General features: G+C 63.2%; 28 protein-coding genes. 24 read left to right on the top strand and 4 right to left on the bottom strand.

All coding sequences use genetic code 11. The features are described from left to right. Positions 1-19: 19 nt before the first annotated feature. From AC54AG_RS20995 to AC54AG_RS20955, 9 genes are all read left to right on the top strand, one after another. Positions 20-511: an Hcp family type VI secretion system effector gene (locus AC54AG_RS20995; RefSeq protein ID WP_034750126.1), complete on the top strand. Its 492-nt coding sequence runs from the start codon at positions 20-22 to the stop codon at positions 509-511. Between the two features lie 66 nt (positions 512-577). Beyond that, complete coding sequence (gene tssE, locus AC54AG_RS20990) at positions 578-1,054, top strand: type VI secretion system baseplate subunit TssE (RefSeq protein ID WP_072452677.1); 477 nt, start codon at positions 578-580, stop codon at positions 1,052-1,054. Then, positions 1,051-3,693 (top strand): type VI secretion system ATPase TssH, encoded by a 2,643-nt coding sequence (gene tssH, locus AC54AG_RS20985; protein WP_331778008.1) that lies wholly within the window; start codon positions 1,051-1,053, stop codon positions 3,691-3,693. Before tssE ends, tssH begins: the two co-directional genes overlap by 4 nt. Before the next feature lie 20 nt (positions 3,694-3,713). Further along, on the top strand, positions 3,714-4,745 hold the full coding sequence (gene tssA, locus AC54AG_RS20980) for a type VI secretion system protein TssA (RefSeq protein WP_331778007.1): 1,032 nt from the start codon (positions 3,714-3,716) through the stop codon (positions 4,743-4,745). Positions 4,746-4,778: 33 nt separating this feature from the next. After that, complete coding sequence (locus AC54AG_RS20975; protein ID WP_331778006.1) at positions 4,779-5,579, top strand: substrate-binding periplasmic protein; 801 nt, start codon at positions 4,779-4,781, stop codon at positions 5,577-5,579. A gap of 35 nt (positions 5,580-5,614) precedes the next feature. Further along, positions 5,615-6,127, top strand: coding sequence for a lipocalin family protein (locus AC54AG_RS20970; RefSeq protein WP_034750114.1), 513 nt, complete (start codon positions 5,615-5,617; stop codon positions 6,125-6,127). A gap of 263 nt (positions 6,128-6,390) precedes the next feature. Then, the gene (locus tag AC54AG_RS20965; RefSeq protein ID WP_331778005.1) at positions 6,391-8,166 is read left to right on the top strand and encodes a methyl-accepting chemotaxis protein; all 1,776 of its coding nucleotides are present in this window, start codon (positions 6,391-6,393) and stop codon (positions 8,164-8,166) included. 71 nt (positions 8,167-8,237) lie between these two features. Beyond that, positions 8,238-8,945 carry a tRNA-uridine aminocarboxypropyltransferase gene (locus AC54AG_RS20960; RefSeq protein ID WP_496631490.1) on the top strand — a complete coding sequence of 236 codons (708 nt, stop codon included), beginning with the start codon at positions 8,238-8,240 and terminating at the stop codon, positions 8,943-8,945. A gap of 80 nt (positions 8,946-9,025) precedes the next feature. Next, on the top strand, positions 9,026-10,216 hold the full coding sequence (locus AC54AG_RS20955; RefSeq protein WP_419177875.1) for a PA0069 family radical SAM protein: 1,191 nt from the start codon (positions 9,026-9,028) through the stop codon (positions 10,214-10,216). 82 nt (positions 10,217-10,298) lie between these two features. On the opposite strand, the gene AC54AG_RS20950 is transcribed toward AC54AG_RS20955, so the two are convergent. Continuing rightward, a complete protein-coding gene (locus AC54AG_RS20950; RefSeq protein WP_442907274.1) occupies positions 10,299-10,922 on the bottom strand; it encodes a gamma-glutamylcyclotransferase in 624 nt (207 codons plus the stop codon). 28 nt (positions 10,923-10,950) lie between these two features. After that, entirely contained in the window at positions 10,951-11,919 is a 969-nt protein-coding gene (locus tag AC54AG_RS20945) for a LysR family transcriptional regulator (protein ID WP_034750103.1), read from the bottom strand. A 126-nt stretch (positions 11,920-12,045) separates the two neighbouring features. Here AC54AG_RS20945 and AC54AG_RS20940 point away from each other — a divergent pair, with 126 nt between their 5' ends. Genes AC54AG_RS20940 through maiA form a run of 3 tightly spaced genes read left to right on the top strand, consistent with a single transcriptional unit; the run spans position 12,046 to position 14,320 of the window. Then, positions 12,046-12,579: a VOC family protein gene (locus AC54AG_RS20940; protein ID WP_092710160.1), complete on the top strand. Its 534-nt coding sequence runs from the start codon at positions 12,046-12,048 to the stop codon at positions 12,577-12,579. A gap of 57 nt (positions 12,580-12,636) precedes the next feature. After that, positions 12,637-13,659 (top strand): fumarylacetoacetate hydrolase family protein, encoded by a 1,023-nt coding sequence (locus tag AC54AG_RS20935; protein ID WP_331778003.1) that lies wholly within the window; start codon positions 12,637-12,639, stop codon positions 13,657-13,659. Positions 13,660-13,669: 10 nt separating this feature from the next. After that, entirely contained in the window at positions 13,670-14,320 is a 651-nt protein-coding gene (gene maiA / locus AC54AG_RS20930; RefSeq protein ID WP_496631489.1) for a maleylacetoacetate isomerase, read from the top strand. Positions 14,321-14,346: 26 nt separating this feature from the next. Here the strand turns inward: maiA and AC54AG_RS20925 are convergent, their stop codons facing one another. After that, the gene (locus AC54AG_RS20925; protein WP_496631488.1) at positions 14,347-16,086 is read right to left on the bottom strand and encodes a diguanylate cyclase; all 1,740 of its coding nucleotides are present in this window, start codon (positions 16,084-16,086) and stop codon (positions 14,347-14,349) included. 265 nt (positions 16,087-16,351) lie between these two features. On the opposite strand from AC54AG_RS20925, the gene AC54AG_RS20920 reads away from it, so the two are divergent. The 12 genes from AC54AG_RS20920 to AC54AG_RS20865 all read left to right on the top strand — a co-directional run bounded on the left by AC54AG_RS20920 (position 16,352) and on the right by AC54AG_RS20865 (position 25,720). After that, on the top strand, positions 16,352-17,131 hold the full coding sequence (locus AC54AG_RS20920) for a uracil-DNA glycosylase family protein (protein ID WP_496631487.1): 780 nt from the start codon (positions 16,352-16,354) through the stop codon (positions 17,129-17,131). 37 nt (positions 17,132-17,168) lie between these two features. Next, a complete protein-coding gene (ybiA, locus tag AC54AG_RS20915) occupies positions 17,169-17,720 on the top strand; it encodes a riboflavin biosynthesis intermediates N-glycosidase (RefSeq protein ID WP_496631486.1) in 552 nt (183 codons plus the stop codon). Between the two features lie 349 nt (positions 17,721-18,069). Beyond that, positions 18,070-18,546: a Fe-S cluster assembly transcriptional regulator IscR gene (iscR, locus tag AC54AG_RS20910; RefSeq protein ID WP_034750086.1), complete on the top strand. Its 477-nt coding sequence runs from the start codon at positions 18,070-18,072 to the stop codon at positions 18,544-18,546. Between the two features lie 40 nt (positions 18,547-18,586). Then, positions 18,587-19,843, top strand: coding sequence for an IscS subfamily cysteine desulfurase (locus AC54AG_RS20905; protein ID WP_034750084.1), 1,257 nt, complete (start codon positions 18,587-18,589; stop codon positions 19,841-19,843). Between the two features lie 55 nt (positions 19,844-19,898). Beyond that, complete coding sequence (iscU, locus tag AC54AG_RS20900; protein WP_034779562.1) at positions 19,899-20,288, top strand: Fe-S cluster assembly scaffold IscU; 390 nt, start codon at positions 19,899-19,901, stop codon at positions 20,286-20,288. Positions 20,289-20,339: 51 nt separating this feature from the next. Then, positions 20,340-20,660 carry an iron-sulfur cluster assembly protein IscA gene (iscA, locus tag AC54AG_RS20895; RefSeq protein WP_034750079.1) on the top strand — a complete coding sequence of 107 codons (321 nt, stop codon included), beginning with the start codon at positions 20,340-20,342 and terminating at the stop codon, positions 20,658-20,660. Positions 20,661-20,726: 66 nt separating this feature from the next. Beyond that, positions 20,727-21,242 carry a Fe-S protein assembly co-chaperone HscB gene (hscB, locus tag AC54AG_RS20890; RefSeq protein WP_035820574.1) on the top strand — a complete coding sequence of 172 codons (516 nt, stop codon included), beginning with the start codon at positions 20,727-20,729 and terminating at the stop codon, positions 21,240-21,242. Between the two features lie 108 nt (positions 21,243-21,350). After that, positions 21,351-23,237: a Fe-S protein assembly chaperone HscA gene (gene hscA / locus AC54AG_RS20885; RefSeq protein ID WP_319992893.1), complete on the top strand. Its 1,887-nt coding sequence runs from the start codon at positions 21,351-21,353 to the stop codon at positions 23,235-23,237. A 61-nt stretch (positions 23,238-23,298) separates the two neighbouring features. Beyond that, positions 23,299-23,640 carry an ISC system 2Fe-2S type ferredoxin gene (fdx, locus tag AC54AG_RS20880; protein WP_034750070.1) on the top strand — a complete coding sequence of 114 codons (342 nt, stop codon included), beginning with the start codon at positions 23,299-23,301 and terminating at the stop codon, positions 23,638-23,640. A gap of 1 nt (position 23,641) precedes the next feature. Next, the gene (gene iscX / locus AC54AG_RS20875) at positions 23,642-23,836 is read left to right on the top strand and encodes a Fe-S cluster assembly protein IscX (RefSeq protein WP_034750067.1); all 195 of its coding nucleotides are present in this window, start codon (positions 23,642-23,644) and stop codon (positions 23,834-23,836) included. Further along, entirely contained in the window at positions 23,823-24,740 is a 918-nt protein-coding gene (locus AC54AG_RS20870) for a class I SAM-dependent methyltransferase (protein WP_072452701.1), read from the top strand. Before iscX ends, AC54AG_RS20870 begins: the two co-directional genes overlap by 14 nt. Positions 24,741-24,961: 221 nt before the next feature. Next, entirely contained in the window at positions 24,962-25,720 is a 759-nt protein-coding gene (locus AC54AG_RS20865) for an rRNA pseudouridine synthase (protein WP_496631485.1), read from the top strand. Here AC54AG_RS20865 and AC54AG_RS20860 read toward each other — a convergent pair. After that, positions 25,717-26,145 carry a group III truncated hemoglobin gene (locus AC54AG_RS20860; protein ID WP_496631484.1) on the bottom strand — a complete coding sequence of 143 codons (429 nt, stop codon included), beginning with the start codon at positions 26,143-26,145 and terminating at the stop codon, positions 25,717-25,719. The two genes, AC54AG_RS20865 and AC54AG_RS20860, sit on opposite strands and share 4 nt — an antisense overlap. Positions 26,146-26,204: the final 59 nt, after the last annotated feature.

Below are 26,204 nucleotides of genomic sequence, written 5' to 3'. Positions count from 1 at the left end.
TCAACCACAGGAGCACACCATGGCAATCGATGTATATCTGCAGATAGACGGCATCAAGGGCGAGTCCACCGATGACAAGCACAAGGATTGGATCGAGTGCAAATCGGTCAGCTGGAGCGTCGAACAGCCGAAGTCCGCCACCGCGTCGACGGGCGGCGGCCACACGGCCGAACGCTGCGAGCACAAGGATATCGTCATCTCCAAGCTGGCCGACCTGGCCTCGCCGGTGCTGCTGCAGACCTGCTCGGCCGGCAAGACCATCCCCAAGGCGCGCTTCGAATTCATGCGCGCCGACGGCCAGGGCGAGCGCGTCAAGTACTTTGAAATTGAAATCGAGAATGTGCTGATCGGCGCCGTGACGCCGAACGTGGAAGAGGGCGACATCCTCGGTGAACACGTCGGCTTCAAGTTCTCGAAAGTGAAGTGGAAATACACGCAGCAGAAAGTGACGGGCGGCGCCGGCGGCAATACCTCGGGCGGCTGGGACCTGGCCGCGAACCGCGTGGCTTGATCGATGGTGCGCGGCGCGCGGCGGCTACCTTCGCCCGCGCGCCGCGCCGACTTTTCAGGAGAGCGCATGGACAGTTATGTACCTGGCCTGTTCGACCGCCTGATGGGCGATGGCGGTGCGGCGGCGGGCGGCGTGGCGGTGCGCCTGTCGCTGGAACAATTGAAGGATGCGGTGGCGCGCGACCTGGAAGAACTGCTCAACACGCGCGTGGCCCTGCCGCCTGGCGCGCTCGACGCCTATCCGGAATGCGCGGCCTCCATCGTCAACTATGGCCTGATCGATTTCGCCGGCATGTGCTTGTCCAGCAGCGATGACCGCGCCCGCATCTGCGCCGCGCTGAAGGCCGCCATCGAACGCCACGAACCGCGCCTGCGCAATGTGCGCGCCCGCCTGGAACGCGAAGCGGGCGCCATCAACCGGGTCGGCTTCGTCATCAGCGGCACCCTGGCCGTGAAGGCTGGCGGCGAGACGGTCAATTTCGACGCCGTGCTGCAGCCATCGTCGCTGCGTTATTCGATCAACCGCAAGGGAGCCGCCGCATGAGCACTAATCTGAAAACCCTGATCGCCAAACTCAATGACACGGCGCGCACGGCCGCCACGCGTGCCGCCGCCATCTGCGTGGGACTGGGACAATATGAAGTCGATATCGAGCATCTGTTTTTGGCGTTGCTGGAGCAGGAGCGCAGCGACTTCGTCACCATCGCGCGGCGCAGCGAAATCAGCCTGACGGCGCTGGAAGCGGACCTGCGCCGCGAGATCGGCGGCTTCAGGACGGGCAGCGCGCGCACGCCCGTGTTCTCTCCCCATCTGCCCTTGCTGTTCGAGCATGCCTGGCTGATCGCTTCGCTCGATACGGCGCAGCCAGGCCCCATCCGCAGCCGCCACCTGTTATTGGCGCTGCTGACGGAGCCGGAACTGTCGCAGCTCGCATACCGCGGTTCGAAGCTGTTCGCCCGCTTCAGCGTGGAGCAATTAAAGCACCATCCGGACAAGCTGACGGCCGGCTCCTGTGAAGAGGAAAGCGCGGCAGTGCCGCGGCTTGCCGACACAGGTGATGATCCTGTTGCGGCCCTGGCCAGCAAAACCCCGGCGCTGGACCAGTTTACCACCGACCTGACGCAGCTGGCGCGCGACGGCAAGCTTGATCCCGTGATCGGCCGCGAGGCGGAGATACGCCAGGCCGTCGATATCCTGCTGCGCCGGCGCCAGAACAATCCGATACTCACGGGCGAGGCGGGCGTGGGCAAGACGGCCGTGGTGGAAGGCCTGGCCTTGCGCATCGCTGCAGGCGACGTGCCCGAGGTGCTGCAGGGCGCGCACATCCACGCGCTCGACATGGGTTTGCTGCAGGCCGGCGCCAGCGTGAAGGGCGAGTTTGAAAGCCGCTTGAAAAACGTCATCGACGAGGTGACGAAAAGCCCGCACCCGATCATCCTCTTCATCGACGAGGCGCACACGATGATCGGCGCCGGTGGCCAGGCGGGGCAGAACGACGCGGCCAATCTGCTGAAACCGGCGCTGGCGCGCGGCGCCTTGCGCACCATCGCCGCCACCACCTGGAGCGAGTACAAAAAATATTTTGAAAAGGATGCGGCGCTGGCGCGGCGCTTCCAGGTGGTGAAGGTGGAAGAACCGAGCGAGGACATCGCCTGCGCCATGCTACGCGCCATGGCACCGCTGATGGAGCGCCATTTCGGCATCCGCGTGCGCGACGCCGCCATCGTCGAGGCGGTGCGCCTGTCGCACCGCTACATCAGCGGGCGCCAGCTGCCCGACAAGGCCATCAGCGTGCTCGATACGGCCTGCGCCAAGGTGGCGCTGGGCCAGTGCGCCACGCCGGCGCAACTGGAAAACGCGCACCGGCGCCAGGAACGCATCGGCGCGGAAATCGACGCCTTGAGCCGCGAGGCGGCCGATGGCGAAGTGCCCGATAAAGCCGGTGCCGCGCGCCTGACGCAGCTGCGGCGCGAGCATGAAGAAGGACAGACGCAGATCGCGGCGCTGGCGCAGCGCTGGGAGCGCGAAAAGGCGCTGGTGGCGCAGATCGGCGACTTGCGTGCGCAGCTGCGCGGCGAGCGGCCGGGCGAGGTCGGCGCGGCGCGCCTGCTGGCGCTGAAGGAAGAACTGGCGGCGCTGCAGGGAGAAGCGCCGCTGTCGCCGCTGGAAGTCGATGCGCAGGTGGTGGCCGGCATCGTCGCCGGCTGGACCGGCATCCCGCTGGGGAAAATGCTCAAGGACGAGATCCGCACGGTGCTGACCCTCGACGGGGCGCTGCGCGAACGGGTGCTGGGGCAGGACCACGTCATCGCAGCAGTGGCACAGCGCGTGCGCACGGCGCGCGCCAGCCTGGACGACCCGAACAAGCCGCAAGCCGTGTTCCTGTTCACGGGGCCGTCCGGTACGGGCAAGACGGAAACGGCGCTGGCGCTGGCCGACCTGCTGTATGGCGGCGAGCGCAAGCTCATTACGATCAACATGAGCGAATACCAGGAAGCGCACAGCGTGGCCGGCCTGAAAGGCTCGCCGCCCGGCTATGTCGGCTATGGCGAAGGCGGCGTGCTGACGGAAGCCGTGCGGCGCCAGCCCTACAGCGTGGTGCTGCTCGATGAAGCCGAAAAAGCGCACCCCGACGTGCTGGAGCTGTTCTTTCAGGTCTTCGACAAGGGCGTGCTCGATGATGCGGAAGGGCGCGAAGTCGATTTTCGCAACACCATCATCATCGCCACCTCGAACCTGGGTTCGGGCGCCATGATGGCCGCCTGCCTGAACCGGGTCGCGCAGGACATGCCCACGCCGGCCGCGCTGGAAGAACTGGTGCGCCCGCAACTGGTCGCGCATTTCAAGCCAGCCTTGCTGGGACGGCTGAAGGTGCTGCCGTTCTATCCCCTCAACGACGCGGTGCTGGCCGAGATCATCCACCTGAAGCTGGCGCGCATCGGGCAGCGCATCGCGCGCAACCATCAGGCGCAGTTCAGCCATGACGCGGGTCTGGTCGACGCCGTGCTGGCGCGCTGCACCGAGGTCGATTCGGGCGCGCGCAATGTCGACCAGATCCTCAATGGCAGCCTGCTGCCGGCGATCGCCGAAGCGGTGCTGGCGCGCATGGCCGAAGGCGAGTCGGTCGCGTCGATACGCATCAGCGCGAACAAGCAGGGGCAGTTCAAGTACACGATCCGATAATCCACTTTCCGGAGAGCGCCATGTTCAATCTGGAGCAGTTGCTGCATCCCGTCAGCGCCGTCAGTCCCTGCGGCGGCGACATCACCTTCAGCCAGGAGCTCGACGCCATCGCGCGCGCGCGCCAGCACGATGACCCGAGCCTGGACCAGGGCGAGTGGGTGACGGCGTTGAAGGAGGCGGACTGGCCGTTCGTGGCCACGCGCTGCGAACAGCTGATCGCCACGCACAGCAAGGATTTGCGCGTGGCCGTGTGGCTGGCCGAGGCGCACGCGAAAACGCGCCACTTCCGTGGCCTGGGCGATGGCTACGCGCTGCTGGCCGGCCTGTGCGAGCGTTACTGGGATGGCCTGTATCCGCCGGCGGAGGAGGGCGATCAGGAACAGCGCATCGGCAATGTCTTCTGGCTGCTGTCGCGCACGCCGCAGCTGTTGCGCGAGATCCCGCTGACCGACGGCGCCAACGGACTGTATTCGCTGCAGGATTTCGATACGGCGCGCCAGCGCGCGGCCGCCAGCCTGGCGCAGGGCGCGGCGGAGCAGGGCTGGGGCGATACGCGCCATGATGAAGGGGCGACCCTGGCGCAGATGGAGGCGGCGCGGCAAAGGAACTCGCGCGCATTTTCCGACGGCTTGCTGGCCGATGCACAATACTGCATGCAGTCGCTGCTGGCGTTCGAGCGCAGCGTCGATGCGCATTTCGGCGCCGATGGTCCGAGTTTTCGCGTCGCGCGCGAAGCGCTGGAAAACGCCATTCATTTCATCGCGCCGCTGTCGCCTGGCGCGGACTTTGCCGGCGCGCCGCCCGCCGCCGGCCAGGGCGCCAGCGGAGGCGGGGGCGCCATCGTGCAGCGCCAGCAGGCGCTGGCCCAGCTGCGCCAGGTGGCCGATTTTTTCCGCCGCACGGAGCCGCACAGCCCCGTCGCCTACTTGGCCGAGAAGGCCGCCAGCTGGGGCGAGCTGCCGCTGCACCTGTGGCTGCGCGCCGTCGTGAAGGATTCAAGCACCCTGGCGCAGCTTGACGAAATGCTGGGCACGAACAGCGCAAACGGGTGATGGCGTTTTCCCCTTCCATGCTACTCTTCGCGCATGTCCAGAATGCTCATCCTGCCTGCCGCGCTGTGCCTGTTCATCGCTGCCGGCGCGCGGGCCGAGGGGCCGACGCCGCTGGTGATCTATGGCGACGACGATTATCCGCCATACTCCTACGTCGACAACGGCCAGATGAAAGGCATCTATACGGAGATCGTGCGCGAAGCCGTGCAATCAATGCCGCAGTATGCGGTGCAGCTGCGTCCCGTGCCCTGGAAGCGGGGCGTGCTGATGCTGCAGACGGGCGAGGCGTTTGCCTTGTATCCGCCGTATTCATGGCGCAGCGAGCGGCCGTACGTGCGCTATTCCGTGCCGCTGCTGATGGAGCAGCTGGTGGTGCTGTGCAACCAGGACGTGCTGGCCAAACGCACGCTGCGGCAGTGGCCCGCCGATTACAGCGGCTTGCACATCGGCGTGAACGCGGGTTTCTTGCTGGGCGATGCAAAGCAGACTGCAGCCGTGCAAGCGGCCAACATCGTGTTCGATACGGCCAAGGGCACGCGCACGAATCTGCTCAAGCTGATGCGTGGACGTATCGATTGCTATGTCAGCGACCGCCTGTCGGCGCAGTGGGAATTGCAGCGCATCCGGCGCGAGGAACCGCCGGGCACGCCGATGCAGGCGATTCAGGAAACGGCGCAGCTGGCCAGCCAGCAGGGACACCTGGGTTTTACGGAGCGCCGGCCTGCCGCCTACCCGTATCGCGATGACTTTATCGAACAATTCAATGCCGCCATCGTGCGCATGCAAAACAATGGCGCGATCCGCCGCATCGTCGATCGCGCGCTGCAACCCTGACCTTGCCACCCTGATTTCACCCGATGGAGAAAAACATGAAAAAACTGCTGTTCCTGTGTGTGCTTGTGCTGGCCGGCTGCGTGGGCCGGCCCGAGAATATTGTGCCAGTTAGCAACTTCGACACGACCCGCTATCTGGGAAAGTGGTATGAGATCGCGCGCCTCGACCACTCGTTCGAACGGGGCTTGAGCCATGTGACGGCCGACTACAGCCTGCGCCAGGATGGCGGCCTGAAAGTACTGAACCGCGGCTACAAGGATGCGGACGCTGTCTGGAAGGACGCGGAAGGCAAGGCGTATTTCGTCGACAAGAAAGACGTGGGCTACCTGAAAGTGTCGTTTTTCGGCCCCTTTTATGGTTCCTACATCGTCTTCGACCTCGACCAGCAAAATTACAGCTATTCCATGATCAGCGGCCCCGACAAATCCTACTTCTGGTTGCTGTCGCGCACGCCAACCATGGACCCTGCCTTGCAGCAGCGCCTGATCGAGAAAGCCGGTGGCCTGGGTTTCGATACGTCAAAATTGATCTACGTGAAGCAAAACTGACACTGCTTGCCTGCCGCCCGTTCGTGGCGGCATACCACCTTCTGGTTGTTGCTTTTCTGCATGTTATTTCTTGCAATGCCACTCTGATTCACTCACAATCTGCTCCAAAGTAGTGCGCTGCGGCGCGCTGCCATTCCGGTGGCGTGGATAACGTTGCGCCACCTCTCGTGATTGCCGCACGGCAGATGCCTGCTATATTGATACGTAGCAGTAAATCGGTTTCGTGGCGTCTGTGCATCGTTTTTTCAGATTGGAATCACGCAATGAAGAACCTCAAAATCGGCGTACGTCTTGGTGGCGGTTTTGCCGCCGTCCTCCTTCTGTTGACGACCTTGACCGTGGTGGGCATCGTGCAGATGCAAAGCGCCAGCAAGGAGACCGATGCGCTCGTCAACGTCAAGGTGCGCAACGAGCGCCTGATCGGTGAATGGACCAAGGTCATCGAGGTGAACGCGGCGCGCACGGCGGCCGCCTGGAAAGTCAGTGATCCTGAACACCAGAAACAGTTTGAAAAGGAAATGGCGGTCTCGTCCGCACGCGCCACGGAAATCCAGAACGATATCGGCAAGAGCCAGCTGAACGCTGAAGAGCAAGCGCTGTACCAGGAAGTGCTGAGCACGCGTAAGGCCTACACGGAAGTGCGCAAGAATGTGTTCAAGGCCAAGAATGCGGGCGATCTTGAACTGGGCAAGCACCTGTACGAAGGCGACATGGGTGTCAAGCGCGACATCTACCTGGCGTCGCTGAAGAAGCTGGAACTGCTGGAAGCCAAGTTGCTCGATGAATCAGCCGCGCAAATCCGTTCGCGCTATGAAAGCGGCCGTCTGCTGCTGATTTCGCTGGGCGTGGTCGCCATCTTGCTCGGCATCGCCTGCGCGTACTGGATTACACGCTCGATCACGCGCCCCATCACGCGTGCCGTCGAGGTGGCGGAAGCCGTGTCCGCTGGTGACCTGACCAGTCATATCGTCGTGGAAAGCCGCGATGAAACGGGGCAATTGATGCACGCGCTGAAAAACATGAACGACAAGCTGGTGAGCATCGTCGGCCAGGTGCGCGCCGGCACCGAATCGATCAGCACGGCGTCGAGCGAAATTGCCGCCGGCAACCTGGACTTGTCGTCGCGCACGGAAGAGCAGGCCAGTTCGCTGGAAGAAACGGCGTCTTCCATGGAAGAGCTGACCTCCACCGTGAAACTCAACGCCGACAATGCGCGCAGCGCCAACCAGCTGGCCATCGACGCCTCGCAGATCGCCAGCAAGGGCGGGGTGGTGGTATCGGAAGTGGTCAGCACCATGGGCTCGATCAACGATTCCTCGCGCAAGATCGTCGATATCATCAGCGTCATCGACGCCATCGCCTTCCAGACGAATATCCTGGCCTTGAACGCGGCCGTGGAGGCGGCCCGGGCCGGCGAGCAGGGCCGTGGTTTTGCCGTCGTCGCTTCCGAGGTGCGCAACCTGGCGCAACGCTCGAGCGCGGCGGCCAAGGAAATCAAGGGCTTGATCGACGATTCCGTGCAAAAGGTCGAAGCAGGTTCGCAACTGGTGGACAAGGCGGGCCGCACCATGGACGAGATCGTGCAAAGCATCAGCCATGTGACGCAGATCATGAACCAGATCACCGACGCCAGCGATGAACAGCGCACCGGCATCGAACAAGTCAACCAGGCCATCGGCCAGATGGACCAGGTGACGCAGCAAAACGCGGCCCTCGTGGAAGAAGCGGCTGCGGCGGCCGAATCCATGCAGGAACAGGCGGCCAAGCTGGCCGACGTGGTGGGCCTGTTCAAGCTCGATGCAACGCAGCACTATGTGTCGGCCAGTGCCAGCCCGTCCGTGACGGCATCCGCACCAGCTGCCATGCGACCTGCGACGCGACCTGTCACCAGGCCCACCATCCAGCCCGCAAGGCACCGCGCGCCGGCGCCAGCCGTGGCGGCACCCGCGCCGGGCAAGGCGGCGCAAGCGGACGCCGTGCATGCACGCGCGCCGAAGGCACCGGTGGCATCCGGCGCCGACGAGTGGGAAGAGTTTTAAGCGCAAACTCCCTTTGGCATGGCGTGGGCGCTACAATCGCGGCTTGAAGACAGCCGCGAACGCGCTCCGCCATGACCACCCGCCGTACCTCCAGCCATCCGTCCAGTAATACCTCGAGCCATGCCTCCAGCTCTACCGCTGCATCGTCCTCCCTGGCGGAACCCGCCAAACGGGCGCGCTGCCCGGCTTGCCTGCGCGCCGTGTCCAGCTGCATCTGCCGCTGGATCGCCCCCGTTTCCCATGCGGTGGAAGTGCTGATCCTGCAGCATCCGCTGGAAGTCCACAATGCCAAGGGCAGCGCCCGCTTGCTGCACCTGAGCCTGCCCAACAGCCGCATGCTGACAGGCGAGCAGTTTGTCCCCGATGTTCTCGCCGGGCTGCTGGCCGGCAAGCACAATGTGCTGCTGTACCCGGATACGCCAGGCGACCGTTCGCTGGGCATCGCGCCGCCGCCAGTGCTCGACCCCGCCATCTTGCTTGATCCCAGCCAATTGCGGCTGGTGGTGCTGGACGCCACCTGGCGCAAGAGCCGCAAGATGCTATATATGAATCCCCCGTTGCAACAGCTGCCGCGCCTGCCACTGCGCGATACGCCCGCTTCCCATTACCTGATCCGCAAGGCGCATGCGCCAGACCAGTTATCGAGCCTGGAAGCGACGTGCTATGCCTTGATGCAGTTGGAGCAGGACGCGGCCCGCTTCGTTCCCCTGATCACGGCATTTGACGGTTTTGTCTCGCAGCAGTTGAGTTATGTCATGCCGCAGGGTGAAAAAGCTTGAAATAGCACCATGGCAGCCCTTGATATTGGCCGGACAGCGGCATAGTATACTGTACGTATATACAGTTGATGGGGCCGTTCATGAAAGCAATCATTCCAGAGCACGATGACAGCTTCGCCGGGCAAGCCATGCTGCCGCCGCAATCGCTGAAAGCTCACAAGGGCCGTGGGGCCGTCTCGAACCTGCAAGGGCGCTACGAGGTGCATGCGCGCGCCGGTTTCGACGATGGCTGGAGCGTGGGCGGCCTGGATGAGGCGGCCGGGGAAGAGGGGGCGCCGGGCTGGAAGACGCAGGTCAGCGATGAGCAGGCGCGCACCATCCTCACGCGCAACGCTTCGCCCGATTTGCCGTTCAATGTCTCGCTGAACCCGTACCGCGGTTGCGAACACGGCTGCATTTATTGCTTTGCCCGTCCCACGCACAGCTATCTGGGCCTGTCGCCGGGCCTGGACTTCGAAAGCCGCATCTACGCCAAAGTGAACGCTCCTGAACTCTTGCGGCGCGAACTGGCCAGGCCGTCGTATGTGCCTGAACCGATCGCCCTCGGCGTCAATACCGATGCGTATCAGCCGTGCGAACGCGAACGGCAGCTGACGCGGCGCGTGCTGGAAGTGCTGCAGGAGTGCGACCATCCCGTGGCGCTGATCACGAAATCGTCGCTGATCGAGCGCGATATCGACATTCTGGCACCCATGGCGGCCAGGCATCTGGCGGCCGTGGCCGTGACTGTCACCACGCTCGATCCCGCCATCGCGCGCACCCTGGAACCGCGCGCGGCTGCTCCGGCGCGGCGGCTGCGCACCATCCGCACGCTGACGGAGGCCGGTATTCCCGTGGGCGTGAGCATCGCGCCCATCATCCCGTTCGTGACGGAGCCGGAAATCGAACAGCTGCTCGAAGCCGTGCGCGACGCGGGCGCCATCCACGCCCATTACGTGGTGCTGCGTCTGCCGTGGGAAGTGAGCCCGCTGTTTCAGCAATGGCTGGAAGCACACTTCCCGGAACGGGCCCAGCGCGTGATGAACCGGGTGCGCGAAATGCGGGGCGGCAAGGATTACGACAGCGCGTTCGGCGCGCGCATGCGGGGCGAAGGCGTGTGGGCCGACCTCATCCGCCAGCGCTTTGAAAAGGCCGTGCACCGGCTGGGGCTGCATGGCAAGGGCGGCCGCTTCAAGCAGCTCGATTGCACGCAGTTCCGGCGCCCGTTGGTGGTGCCGCCGTTGGGCGCGAAAGTGAAAAATGGCAATGCGGGACAACTGGATTTGTTTTAAGAAGTTAAGCCAAGTTAAGTCGTCGTTACCGCGGCTGGGGCGGAGGTGCTGCGGCGCTATCGTGTAGCCCTAACGTGTAGCACTATCCTGCAGCGTTATCCTGTGCAGGTGCCTGTATCTGCGCCAGATGTTGCTCGATGGCAAAGACATGCGGATCGCTCTTGCCCAGCTCGCGCAAGGCGCTGGCCAGATGCAGCAGGTATTCGCTGTTCGGGCCGCTGGGACCGTTTGATCGGGCGATCTGGCGAGCGATATCCAGTTCCGGGGCGGCGCCCAGGAAGGCGGCGTTTTCCTCGTTGGCGATGTACACGAGGCCTTCGACCTTGCCGCCGTCCTCGAAGGTGATGTCGGTGGCCAGGCGCAGGTAGCCGTTCTTTTCGCGGTGGTCGAGGTGGGCGAAGACTTCGGGCGTGATCAGATAAGCCATGCCGTCGCACATGGCGCCCGCCTGCGGCACGATGGTGGCGACCCGGCCCGGCGCCATCGGCGTGCCGCGGTGGTCATGCGAACCTTGCCAGAAGCGCCGCGTCCAGCCGGCGATGCTGGCGGGGCGGCGTTCGATGTAGGGGAAGTCGGCCTTGTAGATCAGCGACCCATAGCCGAACAGCCAGACCTGTGCATGGCCGTCGAATTTGTTCATGCGCTGGTTGATGGCGATGGTGGCGGCGTCGATGGCGGACAGGTCATTCTGGGCAGGCTGGGTCATGGCGTAGGCGGCAAAGGGCGATGCGCCATTATAAAGCGGCGCCAGCCGGGCCGCCTGCGGGCAGGGCGTCGCGTGCCGCGCCGCTGCCAGCTCCCACATTCCACTCGTGCGTCTCGACAAAGCGGAACAGGAAGGCCATGAAGCTTTCGGCGGCCGGCGACAGCGAACGGCCCGTCTTCGTGTAGACGAAAAAGCGCCGCGTCAGTTCCGGCTCGTGCAGGGCGCGCATGTGCAATTGATATAGTTTCACCATCGGTTCCGCGTACGGCAGGCAGACCGTGATGCCCAGGTTGGCGCTGACCATGGCCAATGCCGTCGTCATGAAGGTCACTTCGTTATAGGGATTGAGCGACAGCTCGCGAAACGCGCCGTGCATGTCGCGCAGCAGGCGTTCCGTGAACTGGCCCTGCAGTGAGATGAACGGGTAGTCGCCCACGTCGGCCCAGGTGACTCTTTCCTTTTGCTGCAGCGGGTGCTGTTCGGGGAAGACCAGCACGAAGGGCATCTCGAACAGCGCCTGCGCGGCGATTTCCGCCGTCGGATCGCGTTCGGGGCCGATACCGAAATCGACTTCGCCGCTGAATACGCGTGCCGAGACATTCTCCACGGGGCAGTCGACGAGGCGCAGCTGCACGTCCGGGTGCGCCTGGCGGTAGGCGGCGATTACTTCCGGCAGCAAGGTGCACGCCATCATTTGCGGCGCGGCGATGCGCACCATGCCCGTTTTCAGGGCCTTGCGCTGGGCGATGCCGGCCATGGCGCCGTCGAGGTCCTCGATCATCTTTTCAAACAGCGGATACAGTTCGCGGCCGATTTCCGACAGCTGCGTCTTGCGCGTGCTGCGCTCGACCACCCGCACGCCCAGCACGCTTTCCAGTTCCTTGATCAAGCCGCTCAAGGCCGATTGCGTCACGTGCAGGTATTCGGCGGCCAGGGTAAAACTGCCGGTCTTGGCCAGCGCCACGAAGGCGCGCATTTGGCGCAGGCTGGGACTCATAAGATAATCCGATAAATCAATGGTTAAAAATTGTTTGTATGATAGCTGTAACTCGATTCTAATGGTGAAAAGCTGAAAAACAGGCCAGCCCACGCGCCCACGGCGCCATCCATTGGAGACAAGCACATGAAGATCAAGCAAATCCACCACGTCGCCTACCGCTGCATCGACGCGAAGAAAACCGTCGAGTGGTACGTCAAGCATTTGAACATGAATTTCGTCCTCGCCATCGCCGAAGACCTGGTGCCGTCGACCAAGGCGCCGGACCCGTACATGCATGTCTTCCTCGATGCGGGCCAGGGCAATGTGCTGGCCTTTTTTGAACTGCCGACGCAGCCGCCGATGGACCGCGACCGCAATACCCCGGCCTGGGTGCAGCACCTGGCGCTGGAAGTGGGCAGCATGGAGGAGCTGCTGGCCGCCAAGGAACGCCTGGTCGCCGGCGGCATCGAGGTGCTCGGTCCCGTCAATCACGCGATCTTCCAGTCGATCTATTTCTTCGACCCGAACGGCCACCGCCTGGAGCTGGCGGCCAACGTGGGCACACCGGAGATGATGGCCAAACTGGACGCCGTCAAATGGGAAATGCTGGAAGAATGGTCGCAGACGCGCCGCGCGCCCAAGCACGCCGCCTGGATGCACGCGCCAGCCGACGCCTGAGCGCACCGGACCGACACTCTCTGACTAATTACACCGAAACACCGAACAAGGAACATCATGAAATTCGCAACCCTGAAAAACGGCAGCCGCGACGGCGCCCTGATCCTCGTCAGCCGCGACCTGCGCCAGTACCAGCGCGTGGCCGCCATTGCGCCCACCTTGCAGGCCGCGCTCGATAACTGGGACGCCGTCGCACCGAAACTGGAGCAGGCCTACGCCGACCTGAACGCGGGCCAGGCGCCGGACGCCCAGCCGTTTGATGCGGCGCTGTGCCACTCGCCGTTGCCGCGCGCCTACCAGTGGGCCGACGGTTCCGCCTACATCAACCACGTGGAACTGGTGCGCAAGGCGCGCCACGCGGAAGTGCCGGCCTCGTTCTACACGGACCCGCTGATGTACCAGGGCGGCTCCGACAGCTTTATCGGCCCGCGCGACCCGATCTTCGCCCTGTCCGAAGAGTGGGGCATCGACCTAGAAGCGGAAGTGGCGGTGATTACGGGCGACGTCGCCATGGGCGCCAGCGTGGACGACGCGGCGAAAGCGATCCGCCTCGTCATGCTGGTCAACGACGTCTCCTTGCGCAATCTGATCCCGGGCGAATTGGCCAAGGGTTTCGGTTTCTTCCAGTCGAAGGCGGCCAGCGCGTTTTCGCCCGTCGCCGTCACGCCGGACGAACTGGGTGCCGACTGGGCGGACAGCAAGCTGCATTTGCCGTTGCTGGTGGACTTGAACGACAAACCGTTCGGCAAGCCGAATGCGGGCGAAGACATGACCTTCAATTTTGCCCAGCTGGTCGCCCATGCGGCGAAGACGCGCGAACTGGGCGCCGGCAGCATCGTCGGTTCCGGTACCGTGTCGAACAAGCAGGGCAACCTGTTTGGATCGAGCATCGAGAACGGCGGCGTCGGCTACTGCTGCCTGGCCGAGGTGCGCATGTATGAAACCATCGAGCACGGCGCGCCGAAAACGGCGTATCTGAAGTTCGGCGACACGGTGCGCATCGAGATGCGCGACGCGGCCGGTGCCAGCATCTTCGGCAGCATCGAGCAGACCGTGGCCCTGTACGCCGGCCGCGCCTGAGGGGAGGCCCATGAAGCTGTACACCTATTTCCGCAGTTCGGCCGCCTACCGGGTGCGCATTGCCTTGAATCTCAAAGGCATCGCCTACGACAGCATCCCCGTGCATTTGCTGCAGGATGGCGGCCAGCAGCTGCTGCCAGCCTACCGCGCCGTCAACCCGTCGGCCCTGGTGCCGGCGCTCGACGACGACGGCGCCATCCTGACGCAGTCGCTGGCGATGCTCGAGTATCTCGACGAGACTCGCCCAGCCGTGCCGCTGCTGCCGGCAGACGCGCTGGGACGCGCCAGGGTGCGCGCGCTGGCGCTGGCGATCGCCTGCGATGCCCATCCGCTGACGAATCTGCGCGTGCTGAAATACCTGAAAAACACCCTGGGGCTGTCGGACGAGGCCAAGCAGGAGTGGTACCGCCACTGGATGGCCGAGGGACTGGCGGCCGTGGAAGCGCTGCTGGCGCAGGGCGATCCGGCCGGCATGGACCTGTTCTGCCATGGCGGCAGCCCGACGATGGCCGACTGCTGCCTGGTGCCGCAGGTATTCAATGCGCAGCGTTTCGCCATCGACCTGGCGCCGTACCCGCGCGTGGCGCGCATCCACGCGCATTGCTCCGGCTTGCCCGCGTTTGCGGCCGCCCATCCGTCGCAGCAGCCTGACGCCGAATAGGGCATCAGGTCAACAAGGGAGCAGTTTCAGCTCCACTCAACCCTGTCCCGTCCGCCATGTTTGGCGCGGTACAGGGCCTGGTCGGCGCGAATCAGCAGATCGGTCAAGTGGTCCGCTTCCCGCCTGACTGGTGCGGTCGATTGCGGCGTACTGGATGTCACGCCGATGCTGATGGTCAGGCTGACCAGCTGGCCATCATCGCATTCCACGCGCAAGCTGGCTGCCGCCAGGCGCAGGCGCTCGGCCGCTTCCAGCGCCACCGACAGCGGCGTCTCCGGCATCAGCAGCACGAATTCCTCGCCCCCGAAGCGCGCCGCCGTATCCATGCCCCGCGTGACGCTGCGCAGCACTTGCGCGACGGCAGCGATGGCGCGGTCGCCCGCGTCGTGGCCATGGCCATCATTGATGCGTTTGAAGTGGTCGATATCGATCATCAGCAGCGACAGCGTGTGGCCGAAGCGCTGGGCGCGCTCAAGCTCCTCCGTCAGCCGCAGGGTCATCATGCGGCGGTTCCCCAGGCCCGTCAGCGGGTCGGTCGTGGCTTGCTGCTCCAGCCGGGAGTTGGCCACCAGCAGTTCCAGGGTACGCTGCAAGACCCGTTCCTCGAGCATGTCGCGCTCCGCATGCAGGGCCGCCACGCTGGCGCGGCGGCTGCGCTGTGCCAGCAGCAGGGCCGTGATCAGCGCCGCTTGCAGCGCGATCAGCGACAGTCCGGCGATGATCTGCCAGTGATATTGCGCCCATACGCCCTGTGGCCGGTTCAGGATGCGCGCCTCGCCGGGCAGGTTGCGCAAGCCGAAGCGCTGTACCGCGGCATCGTCAAAGATATACGCCTGCATGCCATCCGGGTCGGGCGTTCTGCCCAGCAGGATGCGCGCAATGGTGCGTCCCACTTTCTCTCCGCTGATGACATAGCCGCCCACCACGCCGGGCAGTATCAGCGACTCCACGCTGGTGAAAATGGGCACGGCGCTGCGCGAGGCCAGGTCGCGCGCCATGACGGGCGGCGTCGTGTGCTGCCCCAGTTCGTCGCGGTAGACGGGCAGCAGGTAGATGGCGCTGCCCTCGCCCAGCGTGCCGGTGCGGCGCCACAACTCTTCCTGGCTCAGGTGATCCCAGAACTCGACCTTGAGCCTGTCCTGGTAGGGCGCGATGGCGGCGCGGATGGCGGCGATCCACGCCTGGCCGCGTGCGCTGCCGTCGCCGACGACGGCGATATGGCGCAGCCTTGGCGTCACTTGCAGCATGACGCCGATGGCCTTGCCAAAATCGTGGCGCACATCGAGATTGATGCCGTCGGCAGGTACCCAGTCCTGCCGTCCCTGATTCACATAGTAGCGGGGCACGCCGGGAAACAGCGTTGGATGCTGGCTCAGGAACTGGGCCGCCAGGTAGTTTTCCGTGATGATGGCGTCGAACCGCACCATCCTGTACTTGGTTTGCAGATAGGTTTCCAGCCCGGCTATGGCAGGTTGCTCGCCCACGCGCACGGAATCGAGCCGCTCCTCATAGATGCCGGGCGCGAGGCGCCAGTTCTCGTTGGCCAGTTCCGCGCTCATGCCCTTGTGGATCAGCGTTTGCCACTGCGAGGAGGCGTCGCTGCCCAGCGAATACAGTACCAGCACTTGTCTTGGCGCAAAACGCGGTGCGCTGATCTCCGTCAGGTCTTGCGCATGGACGGGGGCGTTGCAGCATAGCCATAGCAGAAAGCTCAGGCAGGGCAAGCGTATCGCGGCGCGCAATCGTGTGAGGTAGGGACAGGGCATGGACAGGGCAGTGTGTTGAGAACTTGCCCAGGCGCAATGAGCGTTAGTGGATGGAAGAATCCGGTAAGCACTATTTCTTGATGTGGCTCAAGTTCCAAGGAAACCAGTCTAGCATTGCCGGCCTCGATTGGCGCAGATGGCGTGCAATTTTTGATACTGTTGTTGCTATATTGGTATTGCTGTGAGATGTGGGGGGGGGGCGCATTCAACAATGCAGGCGTACCGGTGCGCTACAATTTGCGTTTGCCCAAATATTTCACGCGCCATGACTGCAACAACCGTTCCTGCCAGCATCACCGATGCCCTGTCCCTGGCGCACGCTTCCTGGCGTCCCATCCTGCTACGCGGCTTGGACGCCGTGATGGCGGCCGATCCCGCCTACCTGCCGGCGCTGGCCGTCGACGATTACCTGCCCACGCAGGGCCGGCTGTTCGCCGCCTTTGCCCTGCCGCTGGCGCAGGTGCGCTACGTGCTGGTGGGCGAGGGGCCGTATCCGCGCGCCGACAGTGCCACGGGCGTGTGCTTCATGGATGGCGCCGTCGGCAGTCTGTGGTCGGCCACGGGGCTGTCGAAGCCCGTCAACCGCGCCACGTCCCTGCGCAACTTCATGAAGATGCTGCTGGTGGCCGATGGCCAGCTGCAGGGCGGCGACACGTCCGGCGTAGCCATGGCGCCCGTGGCGGCTGCCGCGCAATTGCCGGGCAGCGGCGTGATCCAGACCTTGCCCGACCTGCAGCGCAAGATGACGGAGCAGGGCTTTTTGCTGCTCAACGCGGCGCTGGTGTTCCGTTCCCACGTGCCGCCCGTGCAGGATGCGCGCGGCTGGCTGCCTTTCCTGCAGGTGGTGCTCGAAGCGCTGGCGCGGCAGGGCGGGGCGGCCTTGCCGCAACTGGTGTTGTGGGGCAAGATTGCCGAGCTCATCAAACGCCTGCCGGTGGCGGCATCGTTGCCGCAGGTGACGGCGGAACATCCGTATAATCTGTCCTTTATCGGCAATCGTGACATGCAGGCCTTGTTTGGCCCGATGCAACTATTGCGTGCTTGAGATTGAATTGACGCCATCTGGCGGAAGTGCGGGGAATATGCAAATCAGTAACGTGGAAGAATTGAAGGCGTGGATCGCGGCAGGCGGCGTGCCCGACTATCTGTATTTCTGGGGCCACACGCCGGCGCAGCCGCAGGTGCCCGACAAAAGCTGCTTCAGCCAGTGGTTCCCGTCGCCCTTCAGTCTGGCCGGCGTCACGTATGCGACGGCCGAGCACTACATGATGGCGCAAAAGGCAGCGCTGTTTGGCGACACGGCCGTGCAGGCGCGCATCGTGGCGGCCGCGCGGCCGTCGGAAGTGAAAAAACTGGGGCGCGAAGTGGCGAACTTTGACGCCAAGGTGTGGGAAGCGGCGCGCGCTGGTATCGTCTTCGATGGCAACTTTGCCAAGTTCTCGCAAAAGGCCGCACTGCGCAAGTTCTTGCTGGGCACGGGCGAGCGGGTCATCGTCGAGGCCAGTCCCGTCGACCGCATCTGGGGCGTAGGCCTGGCTTCGGACAATCCGCGCATCGACGACCCCGCCAGCTGGGACGGCTTGAACTTGCTCGGTTTTGAGTTGATGAAAGTGCGCAGCGCCCTGCGCGGATGATAGCGCCTGACCAAACCTGCTGCGCGTCGGTATAGGTAGCCTGCGATGCTCACCGGCTCGGCGCCCCCGTACTCAGTACGGTTGCGTTTCTCGGCCACCTCTCCCTTCCGCTCGCGACGGTTTTGTCAGGTGTCGTGAAGCCGGCGATTGTCCTATTGTTGTTTGATTGTTGTTTTCTTGAGGCCGCCATGTCACGCGTGGCCCGTTAAGCCCCTGCCAGCCCTGTGGTCATCGAGGGGCGCTCTGACAAACCCCGCCGAATTTGTTATACTTGACTAAATCATTCAACTACTCAGGGTTTGAGAAGTTGAAAAGCCGCAATATTTTAAACTAGTTGAACCGAGGATGTATGCGTCTGACTACAAAAGGCCGTTTTGCCGTGACTGCGATGATCGATCTTGCCCTGCGCCAGGGTAAAGGTCCGGTCACCTTGTCCGGCATCAGCCAGCGCCAGTCGATTTCCCTGTCCTACCTGGAACAGCTGTTCGGCAAGCTGCGCCGCCATGAGATCGTCGAATCGATCCGCGGTCCGGGCGGCGGCTACAGCCTGGCGCGCCGCGCGGACAAGGTGACGGTGGCCGACATCATCATCGCGGTCGACGAGCCGCTGGACGCCACGCAGTGCGGCGGCAAGGAACATTGCCACGGCGCCGACGCGGCCACGGGTGCGCGCTGCATGACGCATGAATTGTGGTCCACACTCAATGAAAAAATGGTCGATTATCTGGATTCTGTGTCCTTGCAGGACCTGGTCGACCAGCAGAGACAAAAGATTGCCGAACAAAGCGTGATGGTGATGCATCGTAACCACGCCGCCATCGGTTGAATATTACAAAATACTAAGTTGCTGATTGCAGGAGTTATTGATGAACGCCCCAGAAAAAAACGTAGGCCAAGTGCACTTTGAAACCGCACCGCATTTCCCGATCTACATGGATTACTCGGCCACTACGCCGATCGATCCACGCGTCGCCGACAAGATGATTCCCTACCTGCGCGAGCAGTTCGGCAATCCGGCATCGCGCAGCCACATGTATGGCTGGACGGCGGAAAAAGCCGTGGAAGAGGCACGCGGCCACGTGGCGGCCCTGGTGAACGCCGATCCGCGCGAAATCATCTGGACCTCTGGCGCGACGGAAAGCAACAACCTGGCCATCAAGGGCGCGGCACAGTTCTACAAGACCAAGGGCAAGCACATCATCACCGTCAAGACCGAGCACAAATCGGTACTCGACACGGTGCGCGAACTGGAACGCATCGGCTTTGAAGCTACGTATCTGGAACCGCAGGACAACGGCCTGATCACCGTCGAGCAGCTGGCCGCGGCCGTGCGCCCGGACACCATCCTCGTGTCGGTCATGCTGGTAAACAACGAAATCGGCGTGATCCAGCCGATCGACGAGATCGGCGTGTTCTGCCGCTCGAAAGGCATCATCTTCCATTGCGACGCCGCGCAAGCGACGGGCAAGGTCGTCATCGACCTGCAAAAGACCAAGGTCGACCTGATGACCTTCACGGCGCACAAGACCTACGGCCCGAAAGGCGTGGGCGCCCTGTACGTGTGCCGCAAGCCGCGCGTGCGCCTGGAAGCGCAGATGCACGGTGGCGGCCATGAGCGCGGCCTGCGTTCGGGCACCCTGCCAACGCACCAGATCGTCGGCATGGGCGAAGCGTTCCGCATCGCCAAGGAAGAAATGGACAGCGAAATCGGCCGCATCAAGGCCTTGCGCGACCGCCTGGCCAAGGGCTTGCAGGAGATCGAAGAAGTCTACATCAACGGCGACATGGACCACCGCGTGCCGCACAACCTGAACGTGAGCTTCAACTACGTCGAAGGCGAGTCGCTGATCATGGCAATCAAGGATATCGCCGTGTCGTCCGGTTCGGCCTGCACCTCGGCCAGCCTGGAACCATCGTACGTGCTGCGCGCCCTGGGCCGCAGCGACGAACTGGCGCACAGCTCGATCCGCTTCACCATCGGCCGCTTCTCGACCGAGGAAGACATCGACTTCGCCGTGAACCTGCTGAAATCGAAAGTACACAAGCTGCGCGAACTGTCGCCGCTGTGGGACATGTTCAAGGACGGAATCGACATCAATTCGATTCAATGGGCAGCCCACTAACCAACACCGTGGCCCCTGTTGACGGGGCCGGCAAGAATATTAAAGGAGCATCAAAATGGCTTACTCGGACAAAGTACTCGATCACTACGAAAACCCGCGCAACGTGGGCGCTTTCGACAAGGGTGATGAAACCATCGGCACTGGCATGGTAGGCGCGCCTGCCTGCGGCGACGTGATGAAACTGCAGATCAAGGTCGGCGCCGATGGCCTGATCGAAGATGCGAAATTCAAGACCTACGGCTGCGGTTCGGCCATCGCGTCGAGCTCGCTGGTAACGGAATGGGTCAAGGGCAAGACCCTGGACCAGGCACTGGCCATCAAGAACACGCAGATCGCCGAAGAACTGGCCCTGCCGCCAGTGAAGATCCACTGCTCGATCCTGGCGGAAGATGCCATCAAGGCGGCGGTACTGGATTATCAAACCCGTCACCCGGCAGCAGCTTAAACGTTGGTAGCCCGCCCCAGCCGCAAGGCCGGGGCAGTTACGGAGAAATACATGATCACACTGACCGAAAAAGCGGCGAAGCACATCAACCGTTATATCGAACGGCGCGGCAAGGGCATGGGTTTGCGCTTTGGCGTGCGGACCACGGGCTGCTCGGGCCTGGCTTACAAGCTCGAATATGTCGATGAAGCGGCGGCCGAAGACAGCGTCTTCGAATCGCACGGCGTGAAAGTCTTCGTCGACCCGAAAAGCTTGCCTTACATCGACGGCACGGAACTCGATTTCGCGCGCGAGGGCTTGAACGAAGGTTTCAAGTTCCACAATCCGAACGAAAAAGACGCCTGCGGCTGCGGCGAGTCCTTCAGGATTTAAACAGCTGGCAAGACCCCGGTCGGTGCGCTGTACCCATCGATTGCGGTACAGCGACCACTGACCATTATGCAAAACCACTTCGAATTATTCCAGTTGCCGGCGCAGTTCTCGCTCGACATGAGCGCGCTCGACGCAGCCTACCGCGACGTGCAGGGCAAGGTCCACCCGGACCGCTTCATCAACGCCAGCAGCGCTGAAAAGCGCGTGGCGATGCAATGGGCCACGCGCGCCAATGAAGCCTACCAAACCCTGAAAAGCCCGCAAAAACGCGCGCAATACCTGTGCGAACTCAATGGCGTCGATTTGCAGACGGAATCGAACACGGCCATGCCCGTCAGTTTCCTGATGCAGCAGATGGAGTGGCGCGAAGAACTGGGCGATGCCCGCGCCGGCAAGGATGCCGACGCGCTCGACGCCCTGGACCGCCAGCTGCGCGGCGAACGCAAGGCCTTGCTGGCCCAGGTGGCGGCCCAGCTCGACGCCGCCGACTATGTGAATGCTGCGCAAAGCGTGCGCGCCCTGATGTTCCTCGACAAATTCGGCGAGGAAGTCCGTTTTGCCTATGAGGCGATCGAAGTCTGATCTCCGGATAGCTTGACCGGCGTGCCAAGCGCCAGTCTGGCGCGCGTCTTATAATGCGCGACAGGCATCAACCGCATCACGCAAAAAATTAATCGAGGCACGAATACAATGGCACTTCTGCAAATCTCCGAACCAGGCATGTCGACCGCGCCGCACCAGCACCGCCTGGCCGTCGGCATCGATCTGGGCACCACCAATTCCCTGGTCGCCACCGTCCGCAACAGCATTCCCGAGGTACTCAACGATGAGGAAGGGCACTCCCTGCTGCCGTCCGTCGTGCGCTACCTGCCGAATGGCCACGCGAACATCGGCTACAAGGCCCTGTCCGCGCAAACGACCGACCCGAAGAACACCATCGTGTCCGTGAAACGCTTCATGGGCCGGGGCCTGGCCGACATCGCCTACGCGGAAAACCTGCCCTACGACTTCCAGGATACGCCTGGCATGGTGCAGCTGAAAACCGTGGCCGGCGTGAAAAGCCCCGTCGAAGTGTCGGCGCAAATCCTCGCCACCTTGCGCCAGCGCGCGGAAGATTCGCTGGGCGACGACCTGGTCGGCGCCGTGATCACCGTGCCCGCCTATTTTGACGACGCGCAGCGCCAGGCAACGAAAGATGCGGCGCAGCTGGCCGGCATCAACGTGCTGCGCCTGTTGAGCGAGCCGACGGCCGCCGCCATCGCGTACGGCCTCGATAACGCTTCCGAAGGCGTGTACGCCGTGTATGACCTCGGCGGCGGCACCTTCGACATCTCGATCCTGAAACTGAGCAAGGGCGTGTTTGAAGTGCTGTCCACGGGCGGCGATTCGGCCCTGGGCGGCGACGATTTCGACCGCCGCCTGTTCTGCTGGATCAGCGAGCAGGCCAAGCTGGCACCGCTGTCGGACGAGGACACGGCCATCCTGATGGTAAAAGCGCGCGAGATCAAGGAATTGCTGTCGACCAAGCCGGAAACGACGATTGACGCCAAGCTGAACTCGGGCGAAGAAATCCACCTGCGCGTTACGGCTGCCGACTTTGCCGCCATGACGCAGCACCTGGTCGCCAAGACCATGAACGCCATCAAGAAAGCCTTGCGCGATGCGAACGTGGACGCGGACGACGTCGACGGCGTGGTGATGGTGGGCGGCGCCACGCGCATGCCGCACGTGCAGCGTGCCGTCAGTGAATTCTTCCACACGACGCCGCACGCGAACATCGACCCCGATAAAGTGGTGGCGCTGGGCGCGGCCATTCAGGCGAACTTGCTGGCCGGTAACCGCGCCGCCGGCGACGACTGGCTGCTGCTGGACGTGATCCCGCTCTCCCTGGGCATCGAAACCATGGGCGGCCTGGTGGAAAAAATCATCCCCCGTAATTCGACGATCCCATGCGCCCGTGCGCAGGAATTCACGACATTCAAGGACGGCCAGACGGCCCTGGCCGTGCACGTGCTGCAGGGTGAGCGCGAACTGGTTAGCGACTGCCGCTCGCTGGCGCGTTTTGAATTGCGCGGCATTCCGCCGATGGTGGCGGGCGCCGCGCGCATCCGCATCACCTACCAGGTCGATGCGGACGGCTTGCTGTCCGTCTCGGCGCGCGAGCTGCGCTCGGGCGTGGAAGCATCGATCAGCGTCAAGCCGGCCTACGGCCTGGGCGACGACGACATCGCCCGCATGCTGCAGGACTCGTACACGTCGGCCGACGTCGACATGGTGGCGCGCGCGCTGCGCGAAGAGCAGGTGGAAGCGGAACGCATCCTGCTGGCCACGCAGTCGGCGCTCGATGAAGACGGCGGCTTGCTCGATGACGCCGAGCGCGTTACCGTCGACGGCTTGATGAACAAGGTGCGCGACGCCATCGTGCAATCGCAAAGCGGCGCCATCGACCATCAGGCCTTGAAGCTGGCGATCGAGCTGCTCGCCGACGGCACCGAGGATTTTGCCTCGCGCCGCATGGACCGCAGCGTGCGCACTGCCTTGACGGGTAAATCCCTGGACCAGGTCGTACAAGACTAATTGAACAGCGCGCCGCCGAAACTGCGGCCGCGCTCCGAATGACAGACTGAAAGAAGAAACCATGCCACAAATCGTTATCCTGCCGCACGCCAAGCTTTGCCCGGACGGCGCCGTCATCGAAGCACCTGCCGGCAAGTCCATCTGCGACATCCTGCTGGAAAACGACATCGACATCGAGCACGCCTGCGAAAAATCGTGCGCCTGCACCACGTGCCACGTGCTGGTCCGCGAAGGCATCGAATCCTTGAACGAAGCAACGGAACTGGAAGAAGACATGCTGGACAAGGCCTGGGGCCTGGAAGCCGTGTCGCGCCTGTCGTGCCAATCCATCGTGGCCGAGGCCGACCTTGTCGTTGAAATCCCGAAATACACGATCAACCAGGTCAGCGAAGGCAGCCACTAACATGAAATGGTCCGACATCACCGCGATCGCCGAAGCGCTGTTCGATACGCATCCGGACATCGATCCCCTGACCGTGCGTTTCACCGACCTGCATAACTGGGTGGTGGAACTGGACGGTTTCGACGATGACCACACGCGCGGCGGCGAAAAAGTGCTCGAAGCGATACAGATGGCGTGGATCGATGAAGCGCGCTAAGGGCGCGGCAGCCGCCGCCACCGCAGTCGCTGCGCCGAAAGATGTCATCACGGCCGCCAGCAACATGCCCGAGATCAAGGATGGCCAGTCGGTCGCCTTGCTGCAGGAACTGCACATCCTGACGCGCGACGGCAAGATGAATCAGGACAGCCGCCGCAAGCTCAAGCAGGTGTACCACCTGACGCAGTTCATCGAGCCGCTGCTGCGCGAAGTGCAGCTCGACCACCCCGGCGTCTCGCTGGTCGACCACGGCGCCGGCAAGTCCTACCTGGGCTTTATCCTGTACGACCTGTTCTTCAAGAACGGCAACGACGGTTCGCACATCTACGGCATCGAGACGCGCGAAGAGCTGGTGCAGCGCTCGCAGGAGCTGGCCAAGAAATTCAAGTTCCCCGGCATGTCGTTCCTGCCGCTGTCCGTGGCCGAATCGACGGAATCGAACTTGCTGCCCCAGCAGATCGACATCGTCACGGCCTTGCATGCGTGCAACACGGCCACTGATGACGCGATTCACTTCGCCCTGAAGAAAAAGGCGAAATTCATGGTGCTCGTGCCATGCTGCCAGGCGGAAGTCGCATCCGTGCTGAAGAAGAACAAGGGCAAAAGCCTGGGCAAGAGCGTCTTGACGGAACTGTGGCGCCACCCGCTGCACACGCGCGAGTTCGGCAGCCAGATCACCAACGTGCTGCGCTGTCTGCAGCTGGAAGCGCACGGCTACCAGGTCAGCGTGACGGAACTGGTGGGCTGGGAGCATTCGATGAAGAATGAACTGATCATCGCCAGCTATAAGAACCTGCCGCGCCAGCGCCCGACGGAACGCCTGCAGGAAGTGCTGCAGACCCTGGGCCTGGAAGAGATGGGCCACCGTTTCTTTGCCGAGGAATTGGCCAAGGCGACGGCCTGATTGTTGGATTACGCGTTCCGCTAATCCAACCTACCTGATGAGCCACGTAGGTCGGATTAGCGCGCAAGCGCGTAATCCGACAACCACCAGCAACCGCCGGTAGGTCGCGTAGGTCGGATTAGCGCAGCGTAATCCGACAAGCACCAGCGCAATCAACAAAAAGGGAGGAGCCGGTCGGTTACAATACCGGTTTTCTCCTCCCTTGCTTTTTGCGCCTCCCCATGACCACACCAATCGAAATGCCCACCGTCCGCCTGGCCAAGCGTCTGTCTGAAGACGTGCCCTGTTCGCGCCGCGAGGCCGAGCTGTATATCGAGGGCGGCTGGGTAACGGTCGATGGCGTGCTGGTGGAAGAGTCGGGCGCGCGCGTGGCCGACAATCAAACGGTGGTGCTGCTGCCGAACGCGACCCTGGAAGAAATGCCGCCCGTGACGATTCTGCTGCACAAGCCGGCCGGCATCAATGGCGGCGTGGGCAGCGAAGGCAAGCCGGCCCTGAGCTGTTTGCGTCCCGAAGAGATTTTCACGCCGGAAAATGTGGCGCCCAGCTCCGTCACGCGCTTCCTCAAGCGCCACCTGATCGGTCTGACCATCACCAATCCGCTTGACACCATGGCGTCCGGCCTGCTGGTGTTCACGCAGGATTTCCGCGTGGCCCGCAAGCTGGTCGACGAAGCGAAAACGGTGGAGCAGGAATTCATCGTGGAAGTGTCGGGCGCCATCGCCGAGAATGGCCTGGCGCTGCTGAATCACGGTTTGCCCTTCAATGGCAAGCCTTTGCCGCCGATCAAGGTCAGCTGGCAGAATGAAACGCGCTTGCGTTTCGCCCTGAAAAACGTGCAGCCGGGCCAGATCGCCCATATGTGCAAGATGGTGGGGCTGGAAGTCGTCGGCATGAAGCGCTTGCGCATCGGCCGCATCCCGATGGGCGCCATGCCTGTGGGGCAATGGCGCTATCTGCAAGGCTACGAACGTTTCTAAAGCTGCGGCGCCACGATGGAATGGCTTTCCGCAAAGCTTTTCCATAGCCGTTCGGCGATATTCAAGGCGATGGTATCGGCCTTCTCCTGCAGGGCCGGGTTGCCCATGCTTTCCGTCGTGGCAAAGAACAGGGTCAGCCAGCGGCGGAACATGCAGGGCGTCAAATTTTCCATTTGTGCGTGCTGGGCCAGCGGCTTGCCGTGGTAGCGCATGGTGCCGCGCAGCAAGCCTGACCAGAAATCGACCAATGTTGCTAGGTGGGCATCCCAATCCTTGACCTCGGCGGCAAAGATGGGGCCCAGCATGGCGTCGTCGCGCGCGGCCGCATAAAAGGTGTGGACGAGGTGTTTGACTTCGTCTTCGCTGCAGACTTCCTCGCGGTAGGGAGCGAAGCGTGTGTGGGGGAGGGGGGCGGTATTCTTCATGGCATGCCATGATCGCAGAGCCCCCGTGGCGCTTCAATGACCCAGGTCAAGCCGCGTAA

The sequence above is a fragment of the Janthinobacterium sp. BCJ23 genome (genome assembly GCF_059617945.1).
The sequence above is the reverse complement of the archived record's forward strand: the minus strand, read 5'-3'. Positions and strand labels throughout refer to the sequence as shown.

Bases quoted from the DNA above. Each gene is read 5' to 3' on its own strand.
- AC54AG_RS20995 (WP_034750126.1), top strand. From the start codon at position 20: ATGGCAATCGATGTATATCTGCAGATAGACGGCATCAAGGGCGAGTCC.
- tssE (WP_072452677.1), top strand. From the start codon at position 578: ATGGACAGTTATGTACCTGGCCTGTTCGACCGCCTGATGGGCGATGGC.
- tssH (WP_331778008.1), top strand. From the start codon at position 1,051: ATGAGCACTAATCTGAAAACCCTGATCGCCAAACTCAATGACACGGCG.
- tssA (WP_331778007.1), top strand. From the start codon at position 3,714: ATGTTCAATCTGGAGCAGTTGCTGCATCCCGTCAGCGCCGTCAGTCCC.
- AC54AG_RS20975 (WP_331778006.1), top strand. From the start codon at position 4,779: ATGTCCAGAATGCTCATCCTGCCTGCCGCGCTGTGCCTGTTCATCGCT.
- AC54AG_RS20970 (WP_034750114.1), top strand. From the start codon at position 5,615: ATGAAAAAACTGCTGTTCCTGTGTGTGCTTGTGCTGGCCGGCTGCGTG.
- AC54AG_RS20965 (WP_331778005.1), top strand. From the start codon at position 6,391: ATGAAGAACCTCAAAATCGGCGTACGTCTTGGTGGCGGTTTTGCCGCC.
- AC54AG_RS20960 (WP_496631490.1), top strand. From the start codon at position 8,238: ATGACCACCCGCCGTACCTCCAGCCATCCGTCCAGTAATACCTCGAGC.
- AC54AG_RS20955 (WP_419177875.1), top strand. From the start codon at position 9,026: ATGAAAGCAATCATTCCAGAGCACGATGACAGCTTCGCCGGGCAAGCC.
- AC54AG_RS20950 (WP_442907274.1), bottom strand. From the start codon at position 10,922: ATGACCCAGCCTGCCCAGAATGACCTGTCCGCCATCGACGCCGCCACC.
- AC54AG_RS20945 (WP_034750103.1), bottom strand. From the start codon at position 11,919: ATGAGTCCCAGCCTGCGCCAAATGCGCGCCTTCGTGGCGCTGGCCAAG.
- AC54AG_RS20940 (WP_092710160.1), top strand. From the start codon at position 12,046: ATGAAGATCAAGCAAATCCACCACGTCGCCTACCGCTGCATCGACGCG.
- AC54AG_RS20935 (WP_331778003.1), top strand. From the start codon at position 12,637: ATGAAATTCGCAACCCTGAAAAACGGCAGCCGCGACGGCGCCCTGATC.
- maiA (WP_496631489.1), top strand. From the start codon at position 13,670: ATGAAGCTGTACACCTATTTCCGCAGTTCGGCCGCCTACCGGGTGCGC.
- AC54AG_RS20925 (WP_496631488.1), bottom strand. From the start codon at position 16,086: ATGCCCTGTCCCTACCTCACACGATTGCGCGCCGCGATACGCTTGCCC.
- AC54AG_RS20920 (WP_496631487.1), top strand. From the start codon at position 16,352: ATGACTGCAACAACCGTTCCTGCCAGCATCACCGATGCCCTGTCCCTG.
- ybiA (WP_496631486.1), top strand. From the start codon at position 17,169: ATGCAAATCAGTAACGTGGAAGAATTGAAGGCGTGGATCGCGGCAGGC.
- iscR (WP_034750086.1), top strand. From the start codon at position 18,070: ATGCGTCTGACTACAAAAGGCCGTTTTGCCGTGACTGCGATGATCGAT.
- AC54AG_RS20905 (WP_034750084.1), top strand. From the start codon at position 18,587: ATGAACGCCCCAGAAAAAAACGTAGGCCAAGTGCACTTTGAAACCGCA.
- iscU (WP_034779562.1), top strand. From the start codon at position 19,899: ATGGCTTACTCGGACAAAGTACTCGATCACTACGAAAACCCGCGCAAC.
- iscA (WP_034750079.1), top strand. From the start codon at position 20,340: ATGATCACACTGACCGAAAAAGCGGCGAAGCACATCAACCGTTATATC.
- hscB (WP_035820574.1), top strand. From the start codon at position 20,727: ATGCAAAACCACTTCGAATTATTCCAGTTGCCGGCGCAGTTCTCGCTC.
- hscA (WP_319992893.1), top strand. From the start codon at position 21,351: ATGGCACTTCTGCAAATCTCCGAACCAGGCATGTCGACCGCGCCGCAC.
- fdx (WP_034750070.1), top strand. From the start codon at position 23,299: ATGCCACAAATCGTTATCCTGCCGCACGCCAAGCTTTGCCCGGACGGC.
- iscX (WP_034750067.1), top strand. From the start codon at position 23,642: ATGAAATGGTCCGACATCACCGCGATCGCCGAAGCGCTGTTCGATACG.
- AC54AG_RS20870 (WP_072452701.1), top strand. From the start codon at position 23,823: ATGAAGCGCGCTAAGGGCGCGGCAGCCGCCGCCACCGCAGTCGCTGCG.
- AC54AG_RS20865 (WP_496631485.1), top strand. From the start codon at position 24,962: ATGACCACACCAATCGAAATGCCCACCGTCCGCCTGGCCAAGCGTCTG.
- AC54AG_RS20860 (WP_496631484.1), bottom strand. From the start codon at position 26,145: ATGAAGAATACCGCCCCCCTCCCCCACACACGCTTCGCTCCCTACCGC.